Source organism: Nocardia sp. NPDC052112, from assembly GCF_040680135.1.
In the GTDB taxonomy this organism is placed as follows: domain Bacteria; phylum Actinomycetota; class Actinomycetes; order Mycobacteriales; family Mycobacteriaceae; genus Nocardia.
In genome coordinates, this window is sequence record NZ_JBFAWD010000003.1 from 235,424 (window position 1) to 250,813 (window position 15,390).

The 15,390-nt window shown below is 66.8% G+C and carries 14 protein-coding genes; 6 read left to right on the top strand and 8 right to left on the bottom strand.

Translation table 11 applies throughout. From position 1 onward, the window contains the following. Positions 1-137: 137 nt before the first annotated feature. On the bottom strand, positions 138-869 hold the full coding sequence (locus AB0L58_RS07110; protein WP_364382453.1) for a TetR/AcrR family transcriptional regulator: 732 nt from the start codon (positions 867-869) through the stop codon (positions 138-140). Positions 870-915: 46 nt separating this feature from the next. Here AB0L58_RS07110 and AB0L58_RS07115 point away from each other — a divergent pair, with 46 nt between their 5' ends. Then, a complete protein-coding gene (locus AB0L58_RS07115; RefSeq protein ID WP_364382456.1) occupies positions 916-2,442 on the top strand; it encodes an FAD-dependent monooxygenase in 1,527 nt (508 codons plus the stop codon). 2 nt (positions 2,443-2,444) lie between these two features. On the opposite strand, the gene AB0L58_RS07120 is transcribed toward AB0L58_RS07115, so the two are convergent. After that, positions 2,445-2,978 carry an LppP/LprE family lipoprotein gene (locus AB0L58_RS07120; RefSeq protein ID WP_364382459.1) on the bottom strand — a complete coding sequence of 178 codons (534 nt, stop codon included), beginning with the start codon at positions 2,976-2,978 and terminating at the stop codon, positions 2,445-2,447. Between the two features lie 169 nt (positions 2,979-3,147). On the opposite strand from AB0L58_RS07120, the gene AB0L58_RS07125 reads away from it, so the two are divergent. From AB0L58_RS07125 to AB0L58_RS07135, 3 genes are all read left to right on the top strand, one after another. Continuing rightward, on the top strand, positions 3,148-4,038 hold the full coding sequence (locus AB0L58_RS07125) for a bile acid:sodium symporter family protein (RefSeq protein WP_364382462.1): 891 nt from the start codon (positions 3,148-3,150) through the stop codon (positions 4,036-4,038). 89 nt (positions 4,039-4,127) lie between these two features. Continuing rightward, complete coding sequence (locus AB0L58_RS07130) at positions 4,128-5,849, top strand: protein kinase (RefSeq protein ID WP_364382465.1); 1,722 nt, start codon at positions 4,128-4,130, stop codon at positions 5,847-5,849. Positions 5,850-5,960: 111 nt separating this feature from the next. Then, positions 5,961-6,329: a DUF1304 domain-containing protein gene (locus AB0L58_RS07135; RefSeq protein WP_364382468.1), complete on the top strand. Its 369-nt coding sequence runs from the start codon at positions 5,961-5,963 to the stop codon at positions 6,327-6,329. On the opposite strand, the gene AB0L58_RS07140 is transcribed toward AB0L58_RS07135, so the two are convergent. Further along, positions 6,326-7,081 (bottom strand): DJ-1/PfpI family protein, encoded by a 756-nt coding sequence (locus AB0L58_RS07140; protein WP_364382470.1) that lies wholly within the window; start codon positions 7,079-7,081, stop codon positions 6,326-6,328. The genes AB0L58_RS07135 and AB0L58_RS07140 overlap by 4 nt on opposite strands. Positions 7,082-7,205: 124 nt before the next feature. On the opposite strand from AB0L58_RS07140, the gene AB0L58_RS07145 reads away from it, so the two are divergent. Then, the gene (locus AB0L58_RS07145) at positions 7,206-8,288 is read left to right on the top strand and encodes a PQQ-dependent sugar dehydrogenase (protein WP_364383195.1); all 1,083 of its coding nucleotides are present in this window, start codon (positions 7,206-7,208) and stop codon (positions 8,286-8,288) included. Positions 8,289-8,294: 6 nt separating this feature from the next. Here the strand turns inward: AB0L58_RS07145 and AB0L58_RS07150 are convergent, their stop codons facing one another. Beyond that, a complete protein-coding gene (locus AB0L58_RS07150; RefSeq protein ID WP_364382473.1) occupies positions 8,295-8,984 on the bottom strand; it encodes a hemerythrin domain-containing protein in 690 nt (229 codons plus the stop codon). Between the two features lie 144 nt (positions 8,985-9,128). Between AB0L58_RS07150 and AB0L58_RS07155 the strand changes: the two genes are divergently transcribed. Then, positions 9,129-9,779: a TetR/AcrR family transcriptional regulator gene (locus tag AB0L58_RS07155; RefSeq protein WP_364382476.1), complete on the top strand. Its 651-nt coding sequence runs from the start codon at positions 9,129-9,131 to the stop codon at positions 9,777-9,779. Positions 9,780-9,810: 31 nt separating this feature from the next. Here the strand turns inward: AB0L58_RS07155 and hutI are convergent, their stop codons facing one another. The 4 genes from hutI to hutU form a co-directional block, all read right to left on the bottom strand. Beyond that, positions 9,811-10,980 carry an imidazolonepropionase gene (gene hutI / locus AB0L58_RS07160; RefSeq protein ID WP_364382479.1) on the bottom strand — a complete coding sequence of 390 codons (1,170 nt, stop codon included), beginning with the start codon at positions 10,978-10,980 and terminating at the stop codon, positions 9,811-9,813. Positions 10,981-11,023: 43 nt separating this feature from the next. Continuing rightward, on the bottom strand, positions 11,024-12,328 hold the full coding sequence (locus tag AB0L58_RS07165; protein ID WP_364382482.1) for a formimidoylglutamate deiminase: 1,305 nt from the start codon (positions 12,326-12,328) through the stop codon (positions 11,024-11,026). A gap of 70 nt (positions 12,329-12,398) precedes the next feature. Continuing rightward, on the bottom strand, positions 12,399-13,598 hold the full coding sequence (locus tag AB0L58_RS07170; RefSeq protein ID WP_364382485.1) for an allantoate amidohydrolase: 1,200 nt from the start codon (positions 13,596-13,598) through the stop codon (positions 12,399-12,401). Beyond that, positions 13,595-15,247 (bottom strand): urocanate hydratase, encoded by a 1,653-nt coding sequence (gene hutU, locus AB0L58_RS07175; RefSeq protein ID WP_364382488.1) that lies wholly within the window; start codon positions 15,245-15,247, stop codon positions 13,595-13,597. Before hutU ends, AB0L58_RS07170 begins: the two co-directional genes overlap by 4 nt. Between the last annotated feature and the right edge of the window lie 143 nt (positions 15,248-15,390).

Consider the following 15,390-nt stretch of genomic DNA (forward strand, 5'->3'; position numbering starts at 1 on the left):
CCGATGCGACGTTATCGAACCGCAACCGGCCGCATGCCGAATTATGTCGATGCACCGATCCGCGCTCCGACCAACGAGCACACCGGCGAGCGTGATACGCGCTGTCTCCCGGTCGATGCCGCGAACCGAGTCAGCGGCTACTTCGGCAGCCCGAGACGATCCGTGATGCCGTCGAGCAGACTGGTCAGCGTCCACTCGACGGGGTCGACGCCACCGGTGGTGGTGCGTGCGGCGAACCAGCGCGCGAAGGCCGGATAGCGGCCGTCGGCGAGCATCGGGGCCAGCATCGGTTGCGCGGCGGCGGCCAACTCGTCGTCGGTGCGGAGTCCGGAGCGGGCCCGCATGCGGTTCTCCTCGGCGAGTTGCAGCGCGGCGCCGATGAGATGGCCGTCGACGGCGGCGGTGATCAGCGTCATATCGTCGGCCGCGATATCGAGTGGCTCCAAGCGGGCGAAGCGGAAGTCGAAGTAGCGCAGCGCATTCGGCCCGAGCGGTGGTCGCGTATGCACGAGTTCGCCGAACCAGAGGTGGCGCTGGATCACCGACCAGGTGGCCAGTGAAAGCTCTTCGAGTGCGGTGCGCCAATGGCCCGAAGGCGTTGCGGGCAGCGGAATCTCGCCGTAGACGGCGTCGATCATCAAGTCGACCAGACCGTCCTTGCTCCCGACGTAGCGGTACAGCGACATCGGCGTGGACGCACCGACCGCCGTGGCGATCCGCCGCATGGTCAGCGCCCGTGCGCCCTCGGCATCGGCCACCGTCAATGCCGCACGCAGGATGCTCGCCCGGCTCAGCGTCGTGGTCGGTCGGCCCGGCGGTTCCGGTAGCGACCAGATCAACGGTCCGGGCGGCGACGAATCCTCACTCATTGCCACCTCCTTGCCGGGCATTCAACCATTCGTGTACAACGTACACATGATGTACAACGTACACGAACCTCGTGTTCTCATCGTCGGCGGCGGCTTGGTCGGACTCTCCGCCGCGCTGTTCCTGCATCGGCAGGGCGTGGCGTCAGTGCTGGTCGAACGCAGGCCGACCACCTCACCGCAGCCCAAGGCCCGGCGCATCAATATCCGGACCATGGAACTGTTCGGCCAGCTCGGCATCGCCGAGGAGGTGTTGGACGCGGCCCACGAGCTCGCGGAGTACCAGCACTTCGCGGCCGGTCCGACGCTCGCGCGGGCCGAGCGGATCCCCTTCACACTGCCCGGCGGGGTGCCGGACTGGTCGACCATTACCCCGGCCACCGCGTGCCTGTGCGCCCAGGATCTGCTGGAACCGGTGCTGCGACGCATCGCCGTGGCTCGCGGCTGCGATGTGCGGTTCGGTGTCGAGCTCACGGACTTCGCCGACGAGCCCGAGGGCATCGCCGCCACGATTCGCACCGCCGACGGCGCGGTCGAGCGGTTACGCGCGGACTATCTGATCGCCGCCGACGGTGCGTCGAGTCCGATCCGGGAGCGGCTCGGCATTGCGCGCGATGGGCGTGGCACGCTCGGCCGCGCCGTCAACGTCTACTTCCACGCCGATCTCGCCGAGTTGGTGCGCGGCCGCGAATTCAACCTCTGCCAGATCGAGAATGCCGATGCGCCAGGAGCTTTCGCCTCGATCGACGGGGCACAGCGCTGGATATTCACCACCACCGAGGGGGCCGACCGTCGCCGGGATGAATGGCCGAGTGTATTGCGAACGGCCATCGGCGTCCCCGACATACCGATCGATGTGCTCAGCATATTGCCTTGGGAGCCAGGGATGTTCGTCGCCGAGCGATACCGAGTCGGCCGCGTTTTCCTGACCGGTGACGCCGCTCATGTCATGCCGCCGTTCGCCGCCGCGGGCGCGAATACCGGTATCGAGGACGTGCACAACCTCGCCTGGAAGTTGGCTGCGGTACTCCGCCACGCGGCCGATCCGGCATTGCTGGGCACCTATCACGCGGAACGCCGCCCAGTCGGCTGGTACATCGCCGACCAGTCGAGCATTCGAACCGCCGACCTGCGCACCATGAATCGCGAATCCACCGACGCCACACCACTCGCCGACCCGATCGCCCTGATCCTCGGCAATCGCTACCGAGCGGGCGCGCTCATCGACGACGGTAGTGCGCACACCATGGCGCATCTCGATCTCACCGGCCAACCCGGCACCCGACTACCCCATTATCGACTGCCTGACGGCCGCTCCACGCTCGACCTCATCGAAACGTCATTCGCCCTCCTGGCCGGCCCGAGAGGCGCCGCATGGCAGGCGGCGACCGCGCAGTTGCCGATGGAATTCCATGAGCTGGACCAGGATTGGCCCGAAACCGTCGGCCTCTCCCCTGGCGGCGCACTGCTCGTGCGCCCCGACCAGATCATTGCCTGGCGCATGCCGAGCCTGCCGAACGATCCGGCCGCCGAACTGCGTGCGGCTCTGGATCGCATGATGCGTTCGGGAGCCTGAAGCTATTTCGGTGGTGTCCCGACGGTCTGGACTTGCTTTCCATTCCAATGGAATTGCACCGGTGTCAGAGTGCCGTCCGAACAGGCATTGCAGCTGCCGGGCGTTTTATAGGTCACCGCGACGGTGTCATCGGTCGTGCGCCCCGGATCGAGCGAGGTGAACCCGAAACTCTCCCGCGTCGCCGTACCGACGAACTCGCCCTTGTGGAACAGCAGCACTTGATTCGGTGAACTGCCCGTCGCGCCCTCGACCGTGATGATCACGGCCGAAAGGGTGACGCACGGATCGAAGGTGCCCTCGAATCCGGCCGGGTCGGTGGACCACGGCACCTTGGTGATCGGATCGACGGGCAGCGTCGCAATGGCGGAACCGATCGCCGGCGCGGTGAGGTCGACCCCGCATTTCGCCGTCGGTGCGGCAGTCGACGGAGTCGGTCCGTAATCGGTTATCCGGCCGCCGTTATCGCCCGAACCACATGCGGTCAGACCGGTGAGTCCGATACCGAGGGTGAGCAATACGAGCCGATTGGTCTGCATAGCGGGAAGGGCCCTTCGGGTCGGACGAGTATCTCGATCACGCTCCGACACCATCATCGCATCATCGAATCCGGCGATCGCGACGACCGGGCTCCCACGGGTGGGGTCGCCGCGCGGACGGTGAGTCGATAACGTCGATATCCGTCCGCGTCCTGGTGAGGAGATCCTTATGGGTTCAACGATTTTCGCCGTGTTCCTACCACTGGCCCTGGCGCTGGTGATGTTCGGACTCGGGTTGACCTTGACCGTCGACGATTTCGCCAGGGTGCTCCGATATCCCAAGGCGGCGGTGGTCGCACTGGTCTGCCAGATGATCGTGCTGCCGGCGATCTGCCTGGGTCTGGTCTACCTTTTCCGGCTCGAGGGTGCCCTTGCCGTCGGGGTGATGTTGCTCGTCGCCTCGCCGGGCGGACCATCGGCGAATCTGTTCAGCCATATCGCCGGTGGCAATGTGGCGCTGAATATCACACTGACCGCGATCAATTCGATTCTCGCCGTCTTCACCCTGCCGCTGGTGGTCGCACTGTCGTTCACGCTGTTCATGGACGATGCGGCCGCCATCGGGCTGCGCCCGGATAAGTTCGCCCAGGTATTCGCGATCGTTCTGGTGCCGGTCGCGGTGGGGATGTGGGTGCATCGCCGATTCACCGACTGGGCCGAGCGGATGCGCAAGAACGTCAAGATTGTTTCCGCGGTGGTGCTGCTGCTGGTCGTGGTGGCGGCGGTGGGGCGCGAATTCGACACGCTGACCGAGAACATCGGCAAGCTCGCCACGCTCAGTCTGCTGCTGTCGACGCTGAGCTTCGTCATCGGGTACACCGTGCCGCGACTGTTCCGGGTGGAGACCGATCAGGCGATCGCCTCGGCGATGGAGATCGGCATCCACAACGGCGCGTTGGCTATCGCGGTCGCCTCCAGCGTGCTGCACAATTCGCAGATGGCGGTGCCGCCCGCGGTCTACGGGGTGCTGATGAATATTCCGGCCGCCGTCGCCGCATACTTGTTGGCGCGGCAGCTGCGCCGCGCGGCTCCCACACCGGTTCCGGCCACCACCGGCTAGGGCAACGGCCCGACGCCGCGCCCCCGCCCGAGCGCGGACATGGGTAGCCTTTGCGTGTTCGACGTCAGGTGAGAGGACCCCAGTTCGCGATGCGACCGCTCGGCACAGACGATCCCACGCGGATCGGGGACTACCGGCTGCTCGGCCTGCTCGGTGCGGGCGGTATGGGGCGGGTGTACCTCGGGCGCAGCGCGGGCGGGCGCACCGTCGCGGTGAAGGTGATCCGGCCGGATCTGATCGGCAACGAGTTCCGGGAGCGGTTCCGGCGCGAGGTCACCGCGGCGCGGCGAGTCGGCGGGAAGTTCACCGCGCCGGTGCTCGATGCGGATGTGGATTCGACGCCACCGTGGCTGGCGACCGGCTATGTGGCCGGATTCTCGTTGACCGATGCGGTCGAGCAGTTCGGCACATTCGACGAGAACACGCTGCTGGTGCTCGCGCACGGTCTGGCCGAGGCCCTGATCGCCGTGCACGGCGCCGGGATCGTACATCGAGATCTGAAACCGTCCAATGTGCTGCTCGCCGTGGACGGTCCGAAGGTGATCGACTTCGGCATCGCGCGCGCCGCCGAGGACAGCGCGCTGACGACCACCGGAAATGTCGTCGGCTCACCGGGATTCATGTGTCCGGAACAGGTGCTCGGACCGAGCATGGGACCCGAGGGTGATGTCTTCGCACTCGGCGGCGTGCTCGTCTACGCGGCGACCGGACAGGGGCCGTTCGGCTCCGGCGAGACCGTGCAGATGCTGTATCGGGTGGTGTACGAGGAGCCGCGGCTCGCGGCGGTGCCGGACCGGCTGCGGCCGCTGATCACGGCATGTCTGAACAAGGATGTGGCGGCGCGGCCGACGCCGCAGCAGTTACTCGACCAGCTGGCCGAACTCGGGGTTCCGCAACGCGGCGGCTGGCTGCCCGCAGCGGTACTCGAAGAGGTGAGTCGGCGGGCGGTCGCGCTGCTCGACCTGGAATCCGGGCCGGTCGAGACGGTCGGCCCGGATGCGACGCGGTCGGCGCCGACGATTTCACGGCCGGTACCGCAATCGAATTCGGGGCCGCACACGCCGCCCGAGACGCTGTCCCGACCTGCGGCGGATACGGTGGCCTGGCCGTCCGGAAATGCCGCTTGGCACTCCGGACATCCTGGGCCGCAAGCCAATTCGAGCCATGTGTACGCGCCGTATCCGCCTGCGCAGGACCAGTCGGGGCCACGCCCCGCCTACTACACGCAACCCCAGCCTGCGCCCAAGAGCCGTTCCCGTCGGACCGCATTGATCGTCGGAGCCGTGGTGATATGTCTCATCGTCGCGGTCGGCGCATTCATCATCGGCACACAGCTCACCGACAAGTCCGCCGATACCGCGGCGGCGGTGAGCAGTTCGGCGGTAGCCACCTCCGTCGTGCCGACGGCCACCTCGACGCAAACATCCGCGACGAGCACCACGGCAGCGGCAACGGACTCGGCAGTACCCGAAGCGTTCGTCGGCAAGTGGACCGGCACCGCCAGGGATGCGCTGGCCACCTTCGATATCGAGTTGACGATCCACGACGGGAAGATCGGCGAAGAGGTCGCCACTTCGGCCAATACCGGCCAGGCATCGCGCAGCCGTTGTGAACGCGCCGAACGTCTGACCGCTGCCACCGACACCCAGATCACCTTCGTGGCACGGCTCACCGGCGGTGCGAGCGGATGTATGGACGAGGGGTCGACCTCGAAGGTCATCCTGCAGCCGGACGGTTCGGTCACCTACAGCTTCAACGGCGGCTTCAGCGGTGTGCTCGGCGATATCACCGGCACGCTCCACAAGAATTAGCGTGGCGGGATTCGTCGGGCGCGCCTTCCGACGCTCCCGACGCCCATCGTCCATCCTGTGGACGATCACCGGTTCGACAACGAACCATATCCGTGTGAAGGGATCATTCGAATGCGCGTAGTAGCCGAGGTGCTGGTCGGCCTGGTGGCGGTGCTGCACAGCTACATCCTGGTCATGGAGATGTTCCTGTGGACCACACCGCGGGTGCGCGCGTCCTTCGGCAGCACCGCCGAATTCGCCGAACAGACCAAGGTTTTGGCCGCCAACCAGGGCCTCTACAACGGCTTCCTGGCCGCCGGACTGATCTGGGGCATTATCGCCTCGGATCCGGTCGGATTCGCCGCGATGATCTTCTTCACCGCATGCGTGGTCGTCGCCGGAATCTACGGTGCGGCGACCGCGAACCGTCGGATCCTGTTCGTCCAGGCGCTGCCCGGCGCGATCGCCCTGGCCGCCGTCCTGATCGCGGGCAGCGACTAACGCTTGCCCAGCCGTCGACGGGCGCGGGCGCGCTCGATGGCCGTCGCCCACGACAGCTTCGCGATGGCGCTCACCTCCCGCACCGCGGCGCGCGGATCGGCAATGAGCAAGTCGGCGCCCTCGCGACCGACCAGCCCGAGCACCTTGCGCCGCGTCGCCGGACTCGCCTTGCTCATATGACCGCTGTCGAAGGGCGGCCGCGGATCGTATTCGATCATTAGCTGGATTGCCTCGGCCTGATCCTTGCCCGCGATCTCACCGGCCAGCCACAGACCGAGATCGATTCCGGCCGAGACACCCGCGGCGGTCACGATCTTGCCGTCGCGCACGATCCGTTCCTCGGCACGCGGTTCGGCGCCGAGCGCTTTCAGCGCCGACAAACCGACCCAGTGCGATGTCGCGGGCTTGTCCTGCAGAATTCCGGCGGCGGCGAGGATCACCGATCCGGTGCACACCGAGGTCGTCCAGGTCGAGCTCTCGTGCACCCGACGCAACCAGGCGAGCAGCATTTCGTCGGCGGCCGTGGCCGCTGTCGCCGGACCTGAACCGCCGATGAGCACGATATCGGGGGACGGCGTCTCGTCGAGCGAGTGCGTCGCGCCGAGCAGCAGCACACCGCTGTCGGTGGTGATCGGTCCCGGCTCGTGCCACACGAAACGCAGCCGCGCGCCGGGCAGCAGCCGCAGTACCTCGTAAGGCCCGATCACATCGAGCGCGGTCATACCCGGATAGACGACGATGGCGATCTGCATTGATCTTCCCTCCCACGGCGGATACACCGCTCTCGACACTAGCCCCTGATGGCGCGGCGGATGGCGAACCGGCACACAAGCGGGCACGATCGAAAAGACACCGCCGAATGATCGATCGGAGGGGATACGCATGCGGAATTTCATCGCAATCGCGGTGCTCTTGGTCGGCGCGGTGGCCGGATGCGGCAGCGATTCCAGCTCCGAGCCGAGCGTGGTCACGAGCACCGCGCCCAGCACGCCGTCGGGAGTCCCGGATCTGGCCGCCGGACAGGAGATCGCGCAGGACATCAATGTGCCGTGGGGACTGGCCTTCCTGCCCGATGGTGGTGCGCTGGTCGCGGAACGGGACACCGGCCGGATCCTGCGGGTGGTGCCCGGACGCGCAGCCGAGCAGGTGTACGAGATTCCGGGCGTTGTCGCGCGCGGCGAGGGTGGTCTGCTAGGCCTCGCCGTAGCGGCGGGTTATACCGAAACACGGTATGTCTACGCATATTTCACCGCTGCGGCCGACAACCGGATCGTGCGGTTCCGGGTCGACGGGCAGCCGGAGGTCATCTTTGCCGGAATTGCCAAGGCCGGAAACCACGATGGCGGACGGATCGCGTTCGGGCCCGATGGCATGCTGTATGTCGGAACCGGAGATGCGGCGGATGGCAGCAGATCTCAGGATCCGGCGAGCCCCAATGGCAAGATTCTGCGGCTGACACCCGATGGCGCTCCGGCACCGGGCAATCCGACGCCCGGTTCACCGATATATAGCCTGGGGCACCGCAATGTACAAGGTCTGGCCTGGGATCGTTCGGGCCGCCTGTTCGCCGCGGAGTTCGGCCAGAACAACTTCGACGAGCTCAACCTGATCGAGCCGGGCCGCAACTACGGCTGGCCGATCGTCGAAGGCAAAGGCGGCACGGATCGGGGATTCGCTGATCCCCAAGTCATTTGGAAACCCGCGGAGGCATCGCCTTCCGGCATCGCCATCGCGGGTGACACCCTCTACGCCGCGGCCTTGCGCGGCGAGCGATTGTGGACAATTCCGCTGCGCGACGGCACGCTGGGCACACCACAGGCGGCGCTGCCCGACCTCGGCCGCCTGCGCACGGTGGCGATGGCACCGGACGGCGCGCTGTGGCTGACCACCTCCAACACGGACGGCCGCGGTGACGTCCGTGCCGGTGACGATCGGATCATCCGCTTCCCGGCGCGCTGAGTTCGCCTATTTGACGACCTTTCCCACCGAGCGCAGATCGCGGCGCAGCAATGCGATCTCCCTGGCGTAGCCGCGGTGGCCGAACAGTCGATACAACAACCGGACCGACGCCGGAAGCCGTCTGGTGAGCTCCGACCACTCGCGCTCGTCGGCCTCCTCGGCGATATGGCCGAGAAATACCAGGGCCCGCCCCTTCGGCAGCGACGCCATACCCCGCTTGCCGAGCTCGGACCACTCCGATGCGGTCAAGGTCTCGGCCACGATCGGCAGTATCGAATCTTCCTCCAGGCGAAGATGTTCGGTGAGCACCGCGTGTAGTCGGCGCAGTCCCTCGACAAGCAGATCCGCCGTTTCCGCACCGCCCTGATGTTCCCATTCGGACAGTTCGGCATCCACGCGCCGCATGAGGACATCGATCTCTTCGTGCTGGTTCTGCATGAGATCGACGAGTGACGAATCCAGTTCCGCCGAACGCAGTTTCGGCCATACCAGCTCATCCTCATTGCGGTGATGGTGATGCAGCGCGGCGAGCATCTCGCGCGCATGCGCACTCACCCGCGTCACCTGTTCGGCATCCGTGGGCGAAGTGGCCTCGACAATGTCTGCCAGCAAACGGAATTCGCGACAGAAGACACGGTGCACGAGCACCATGTCGTGGGTGTCACAACCCGGCGCCTCGGCCGCCCGGCGGCTCATAACACCTGCTCCAGCGCAGAACGAAGATCCCCGATAGTCATTTAGTTCCTCCCGTGACTAAATGCACTCCCGTGTAATAAGTGCAACTCAGTATAGTTTTGGCCCAGGCCGCACTCAAGATGTCACTCGGAGGACGAGCAGCGAATGACCGAGCACCGCGCCCGGGTCGGCGAGACCACCCAGGTCGAGGAATCCGCCCAGCTCACTTCAGGCCGCGTCGCCCAGCGTCGACGCACCCGCAAAGCCATCGTCGACGCCTCCATGACGCTGCTGAACCGCGGCATCGAACCCTCGGTCAATGATATCGCCGCCGCTGCCGACGTCTCCCGACGCACCGTCTACCTGCATTTCCCCACTCTCGACCAGTTGATGCTCGACGCCACCATCGGCCTGCTCAGCACGAATACCGATGAGGCACTGCGGAATATCCGTTCCGCGGACCCGCGCGTGCGCATCGCCGAATTGGTGCGGGCAATGGGTGCCGAGATCACCGAGCTGCTACCGATGGGGCGGCGGCTGGTGAAGCTCACCGCCGACCCGCCCTCGGCGGACACGCCCCGGCGCGAGCATCGTCGGGTGCGCTGGATCGAATGGGCGCTCGAACCGCTGCGGGACCGCATGTCCCAGCGGCAGTTCGACGAGCTCGTGTCGAGTATTGCGCTGGTAGTCGGCTGGGAGGCGTTCATCGTGCTTATCGATGTGCGCGGACTCGCGCCCGATGCCGCCGTCGACATATGTGCCCGCACCGCAACGACTCTCGTGGACGCCGCGCTCCGCTCCCTCGAAAATCCTTAGGCCGGCGGCCGCCCCTTGGCGGGCAATCGGATCATCCTGTGGCACTGAACCATTCGGCCGTCGATATGCGTCGCCCCAACCGCCAGACGGCCACGGTGAGCGGGACACCCGGACGGTAGGCGAGATGAGTGGCCGAGGGGGCATCCAGCACCTGGAGATCGGCGCGCGCACCCACGTCGATGACCCCGACATCGTTGCGGCGCAACGCTTTCGCGCCAGCAGCGGTGGCCGCGTACACCGCTTCGGCGACCGAGAGCCCCATCTGGAGCACGGCCGTGGCGACACAGTAGGCCATCGATGTGGTGTAGGAGCTGCCCGGATTCGCATTCGTGGCCAGGGCGACGGTCGCGCCCGCATCGAGCAGTGCGCGGGCGGGGGCGAGCGGCTGGCGGGTGGACAGGTCACAGGCGGGCAGGACGGTGGCGACGGTGTCCGAGGCGGCGAGGGCCTCGATATCGGCGTCGGTGAGGTAAGTGCAATGGTCGACGCTGGCGGCACCGTGGCGGACCGCCAATTGCACGCCTGGGCCGGCTCCCAGTTGGTTGCCGTGTACTCGCAGACCGAGTCCGCGCGTGGCCGCGGCGCGCAGGACGCGATCGGACTGGCCCTCGTCGAAAGCGCCTGTCTCGCAGAAGACATCCGCCCAGCGCACATGTGGCGCGACCGCGTCGAGCATATCGCCGCAGACCAGGTCGAGGTAGGTTTCGGCATCGGCACCGGGCGGCACCAGGTGTGCGCCCAGATACGTCACCTCGTCGGCGATGGCGGCGGCGATGCGGGCCGAACGCGCCTCGTCGGGCACGCTGAGGCCGTATCCGGTCTTGGTCTCCAGGCACGTCGTGCCCTGCCGGTAGGCCTCGGTGGCGTGGCGGCGCAGATTGGCCGAAAGCTGTTCGTCCGAGGCACTTCTGGTGGCTGCGACGGTCGTCGCGATACCACCGGCACGGTAGGGCTGACCGGCCATTCTGGCCTCGAATTCGGCAGTGCGATCGCCGGCGAAGACCAGATGGGTGTGGCTGTCGACCCAACCGGGCAAGGCGGCGCGGCCGCCGATATCGACCCGATCATCGGCGGCGGGCGCCGAGTTCGCCGGGCCGATCCAGACGAAGCGTTCCCCCTCGAGCACCACTGCGGCATCGTGCAGTGGGCCGTCCGGTGCGTTGGTGGTCAGCTCACCGATTCCAGTGATGAGGGTGGACACGTTGCCCTTTCTGCCGGTGCGGATGCTGGTCCTTTCGGTGCGATCACGGTAAGTGCAATGCCCGAATCTCTTCTCGCAGAATGATCTCGGGTTGCGCCACCAGTAGGTGACGGCCTTCGGAGACCACCTGTCGCCCGGCTATTACCACGTCGCGGATATCCGCGGCCGAGGCGGCGAACAATGCGGCCGCGGGCTCGGCGCCCGCGGTCCGGATCGAGTCGAGATCGATGGTGACCAGGTCGGCCGCCGCCCCCGGCTCGATGCGTCCCACTTCCGGCCAGCCGATCGATGCGTGATCCGTCGCCGCCCCGAATAGCTCCGTCACCTCGAAGCGCCCACGAGCGCGGGAGGCGAGGCGTTCGTTCAGCTCCAGCGCACGCCACTCCTCGAAACCGTCGACGACCGCATGACTGTCGGTGCCGAGGCACAGCCGGACTCCGGCATCGAGAAGTTCGCGGGCCGGGCCGATGCCGTCGCCGAGATCGCGTTCGGTGGTCGGGCACACGCACGCCCGCGACCGCGCATCGGCCAGCATCCGGATATCTGCGGCGCGCACATGCGTGGCGTGTACGGTCACCGTATCCGGCCCGAGCAATCCGGCGTCGGCAAGTACTGCTGTTGGTGTAAGCCCATGTGCGGCAAGGCAATCCCGATTCTCGGCGGGTTGCTCGGAGAGGTGGACGTGCACCGGCCGACCGTCGGCTTGTTCGGCGACCACCGCGAGTGCCCGTGGCGGCACCGCACGCACCGAATGCGCGGCGACACCGGTGCGCACCAGTTCGGATTCCGGCTTGAACGCGGCGGCGCGCTCGGCCCAGGCTGCCGCATCGCCATCACTGAAGCGGCGCTGGTGTTCATCCGGCTGCCGACCGAATCCGCCACTGAGATAACAGGTATCGAGCAGAGTGAGCCGTATTCCCACGTCATGCGCCGCCGCGGCCAGGGCGGCGCTCATCGCATTCGGATCGGTGTACGCCACGCCGCCGGGCGCGTGATGCAGATAGTGGAATTCGCCGACGCTGGTGTATCCGGCGAGCACCATCTCCGCGTATACCCCGCGTGCGAGTCGGTAGTACGAGTCGGGATCCAGGCGATCGGCGACCGCGTACATCCGTTCCCGCCAGGTCCAGAACGAACCCCGGCCATGGTGGGTGCGTCCGCGCAGGGCGCGATGAAAGGCGTGTGAGTGCGCATTCGCGAAACCGGGAACGGTCAAGCCGCGCAATATTTTTCCACTCGGCTCGGTACCTCGGGAGACCGAGCGGATGGTTGCACCGGCGACATCGATTGTCACCCGTTCGGCCAATCCGTCCGGTAGCCAGGCGTATTCGACCCAATGCACGCTCATTCGATCACGCTCCCACGCATCGGGGTGAGGTCGTGTCCGTCCCGTGTATCGAGCGCCCAGCGGTCCGCGCTCATTTCGCCAAGTCCTCGAGTACTCGCGCCAGGCTCTCGGCACCGAAGTCCACGTCCGCCGGTTCCGAATACTCCTGCGGCGCATGGCTGATGCCGGTCGGATTGCGCACGTAGAGCATGCCGGACGGCACGTGGGCCGCCAGAATGCCCGCATCATGCCCGGCTCCGGTCGGCAGGGCGGGTACGCCGCCGAGTACCGCGTCCATCCGACCTCGCAGCGGTGCGTCGAAAACGACATCGTCGGAATAGGATTCCTCGGTCACGGTGACCTCGCAGCCCTCGGCGGCCGCGGCATCGCGGGCGAATCCGGCGATATCCTCGACCAGCGCCGCGGTGCGTCCGTCACCGGCGACGCGTGCATCGAGCCACAGATCCACGGTCGAGGCAATGACATTCGTGCCGCCCGGTGTGGGGATCAGCTTGCCGACGGTGGCCCTGGCATCGTCGGTGGCAGCGGCCACCCGACGAGCTGCCGCGACCACGGCGGCCGCGGGCAGCATCGGATCGTGGCGGTCGGGCATGCGGGTAGCACCGGCGTGATTGCCCTGCCCGGTGAAGGAGAACCGGTAGCGTCCGTGCGCGATGATGCTGCTGCCGGTGGCGACCGGGCTGTCCAGGTCGATCAGCCCGCGTCCCTGCTCGACATGCAATTCGATGAAGTAGCCGATCCGGGCGAGTGCCTCGGGATCCGCGCCGAATCGCTCGGGCTCCTGTCCCGCTTCGGCCGCGGCCTCGGCAAAGGTGATTCCGGCGGCGTCGCGCAGTCCGCGAGCGCGGTCGGCGTCGATGGCGCCGGTAAGAAGTCTGGACCCCAGGCACGGCACACCGAATCGTCCGCCCTCCTCCTCCGCGAACACCAATAGTGCGAGCGGCCTGGCGGGAGCGAAACCCTTGGCGCGCAGGATATCCACGGCGGCCAGTGCGCTCGTCACCCCGAGCGGGCCGTCGAACGCGCCGCCGCCGGGCACCGAATCCAGATGACTCCCCGTGACTACCGCACCGGAACCCGGACGCCCCCACCAAGCCCAGATGTTCCCGTTGCGATCGGTCGTCACATCCAGCCCCCGTCGGGCCGCCTGCTCGGTGAACCAGTCCCGCAATTCCAGTTCGGCACGATCGAAGACGTGCCGGGAGTATCCGCCGCGCCGCGCATCCCGGCCCACGTCGGCAATGTCGGCGAGCAGGCCGTTCGCTGTCACTTGTGCTCCTGCATGGGGATTCGCACGCCACGCTCCGCGGCCACCGCACCGGCCCGCTCGTACCCGGCATCCACGTGCCGAATGACGCCCATACCGGGGTCATTGGTGAGTACCCGCTCGATCTTCTGTCCGGCCAACGCGGTTCCGTCGGCGACACAGACCTGCCCGGCATGGATGGAACGGCCCATGCCGACGCCGCCGCCGTGGTGTATGGACACCCAGCTCGCGCCCGAAGCCGTATTGACCAGCGCATTGAGCAGCGGCCAGTCGGCAATGGCATCGGAGCCATCGGCCATCGCCTCGGTTTCCCGATACGGCGAGGCGACACTGCCGGAATCGAGGTGGTCACGGCCGATCACCACCGGAGCGGTCAACTCGCCATTGGCGACCATCTCGTTGAACCGAAGTCCGGCCAGGTGCCGCTCACCATAACCGAGCCAGCAAATGCGGGCCGGAAGTCCTTGGAAGGCAACACGTTCCCCGGCCATGGTGATCCAGCGGCGCAAAGATTCGTTCTCCGGGAACAGTTCCAGCATGGCGCGGTCGGTCGCGGCGATATCCGCCGGATCACCGGACAGCGCGGCCCAGCGGAACGGCCCTTTGCCCTCGCAGAACAGCGGCCGGATGTAGGCGGGCACGAAGCCCGGAAAGTCGAAGGCCCGTTCGCAGCCACCGAGTTTCGCCTCGCCACGCAGTGAATTGCCGTAATCGAAGACCTCGGCACCGCGGTCGAGGAACCCGAGCATCGCATCGACGTGTTCAGCCATGGATTCGCGCGATCGATCGGTGAATTCGTCGGGCTTCTTCGCGGCGTAGTCGGCCCAGTCCTCGAGTGCGACACCGCGCGGCAGATACGCGAGCGGATCGTGCGCCGAGGTCTGGTCGGTGACGATATCGATATCGACACCGGCCGCCAGCAATCTCGGCAGCACCTCGGACGCATTGCCGATCAGACCGACCGACAAGGCCTTTCGCTCCTTGCGTGCCTTCGAGACCCGGCGCACCGCATCGTCAAAATCGGTAGCGATCTCGTCGAGATAGCGGTCGTGCACCCGCCGCTCGGCCCGCGCCGGATCGCATTCGACGACCAGCGCCACCCCGCCGTTCATGGTGACGGCCAGCGGCTGCGCACCACCCATGCCGCCCAATCCCGCAGTGAGCGTGATGGTTCCCGCGAGTGTGCCGCCGAAACGCTTATCCGCCACGGCGGCGAAGGTCTCGTAGGTGCCCTGCAGAATGCCCTGGGTGCCGATGTAGATCCACGAGCCCGCGGTCATCTGTCCGTACATGGTGAGGCCGAGTGATTCCAGCCTGCGGAACTCGGGCCAGGTCGCCCAGTCTCCCACCAGATTCGAATTGGCGATCAGCACCCGCGGCGCCCATTCGTGCGTCCGGAATACGCCGACCGGCTTACCCGACTGGACCAGCAAGGTCTCATCGGCCTCGAGTGTGGTGAGGGTGCGGGTGATGGCGTCGAAGCTGGCCCAGTTCCGCGCCGCCTTACCGGTACCGCCGTAGACCACCAAGTCCTGCGGGCGCTCCGCCACCTCGGGATCGAGATTGTTCTGCAGCATCCGCAGAGCGCCCTCGGTCTGCCAGCTCTTGGCCGTCAGTTGTGTGCCGCGCGCCGCGCGCACTGTCCGTGTCATCAGCTTGCCTCCATATCAACGAATAGCCCGTCGACCCCACCGGCCGGTGCCGTATACGTACTGGTGACCTCGCATGAGGTAGCCCCCGTGCGCCAGCCTGATTCGCTGTGCGGGCATTGGATCGCATCGGGTGTCGGCAAGAA

Coding starts and splice junctions, on each gene's coding strand:
- AB0L58_RS07125 (WP_364382462.1), top strand. CDS start 3,148: ATGGGTTCAACGATTTTCGCCGTGTTCCTACCACTGGCCCTGGCGCTG.
- AB0L58_RS07110 (WP_364382453.1), bottom strand. CDS start 869: ATGAGTGAGGATTCGTCGCCGCCCGGACCGTTGATCTGGTCGCTACCG.
- AB0L58_RS07140 (WP_364382470.1), bottom strand. CDS start 7,081: ATGCAGATCGCCATCGTCGTCTATCCGGGTATGACCGCGCTCGATGTG.
- AB0L58_RS07130 (WP_364382465.1), top strand. CDS start 4,128: ATGCGACCGCTCGGCACAGACGATCCCACGCGGATCGGGGACTACCGG.
- AB0L58_RS07165 (WP_364382482.1), bottom strand. CDS start 12,328: ATGAGCGTGCATTGGGTCGAATACGCCTGGCTACCGGACGGATTGGCC.
- AB0L58_RS07115 (WP_364382456.1), top strand. CDS start 916: ATGATGTACAACGTACACGAACCTCGTGTTCTCATCGTCGGCGGCGGC.
- AB0L58_RS07155 (WP_364382476.1), top strand. CDS start 9,129: ATGACCGAGCACCGCGCCCGGGTCGGCGAGACCACCCAGGTCGAGGAA.
- AB0L58_RS07135 (WP_364382468.1), top strand. CDS start 5,961: ATGCGCGTAGTAGCCGAGGTGCTGGTCGGCCTGGTGGCGGTGCTGCAC.
- AB0L58_RS07120 (WP_364382459.1), bottom strand. CDS start 2,978: ATGCAGACCAATCGGCTCGTATTGCTCACCCTCGGTATCGGACTCACC.
- AB0L58_RS07150 (WP_364382473.1), bottom strand. CDS start 8,984: ATGAGCCGCCGGGCGGCCGAGGCGCCGGGTTGTGACACCCACGACATG.
- hutU (WP_364382488.1), bottom strand. CDS start 15,247: ATGACACGGACAGTGCGCGCGGCGCGCGGCACACAACTGACGGCCAAG.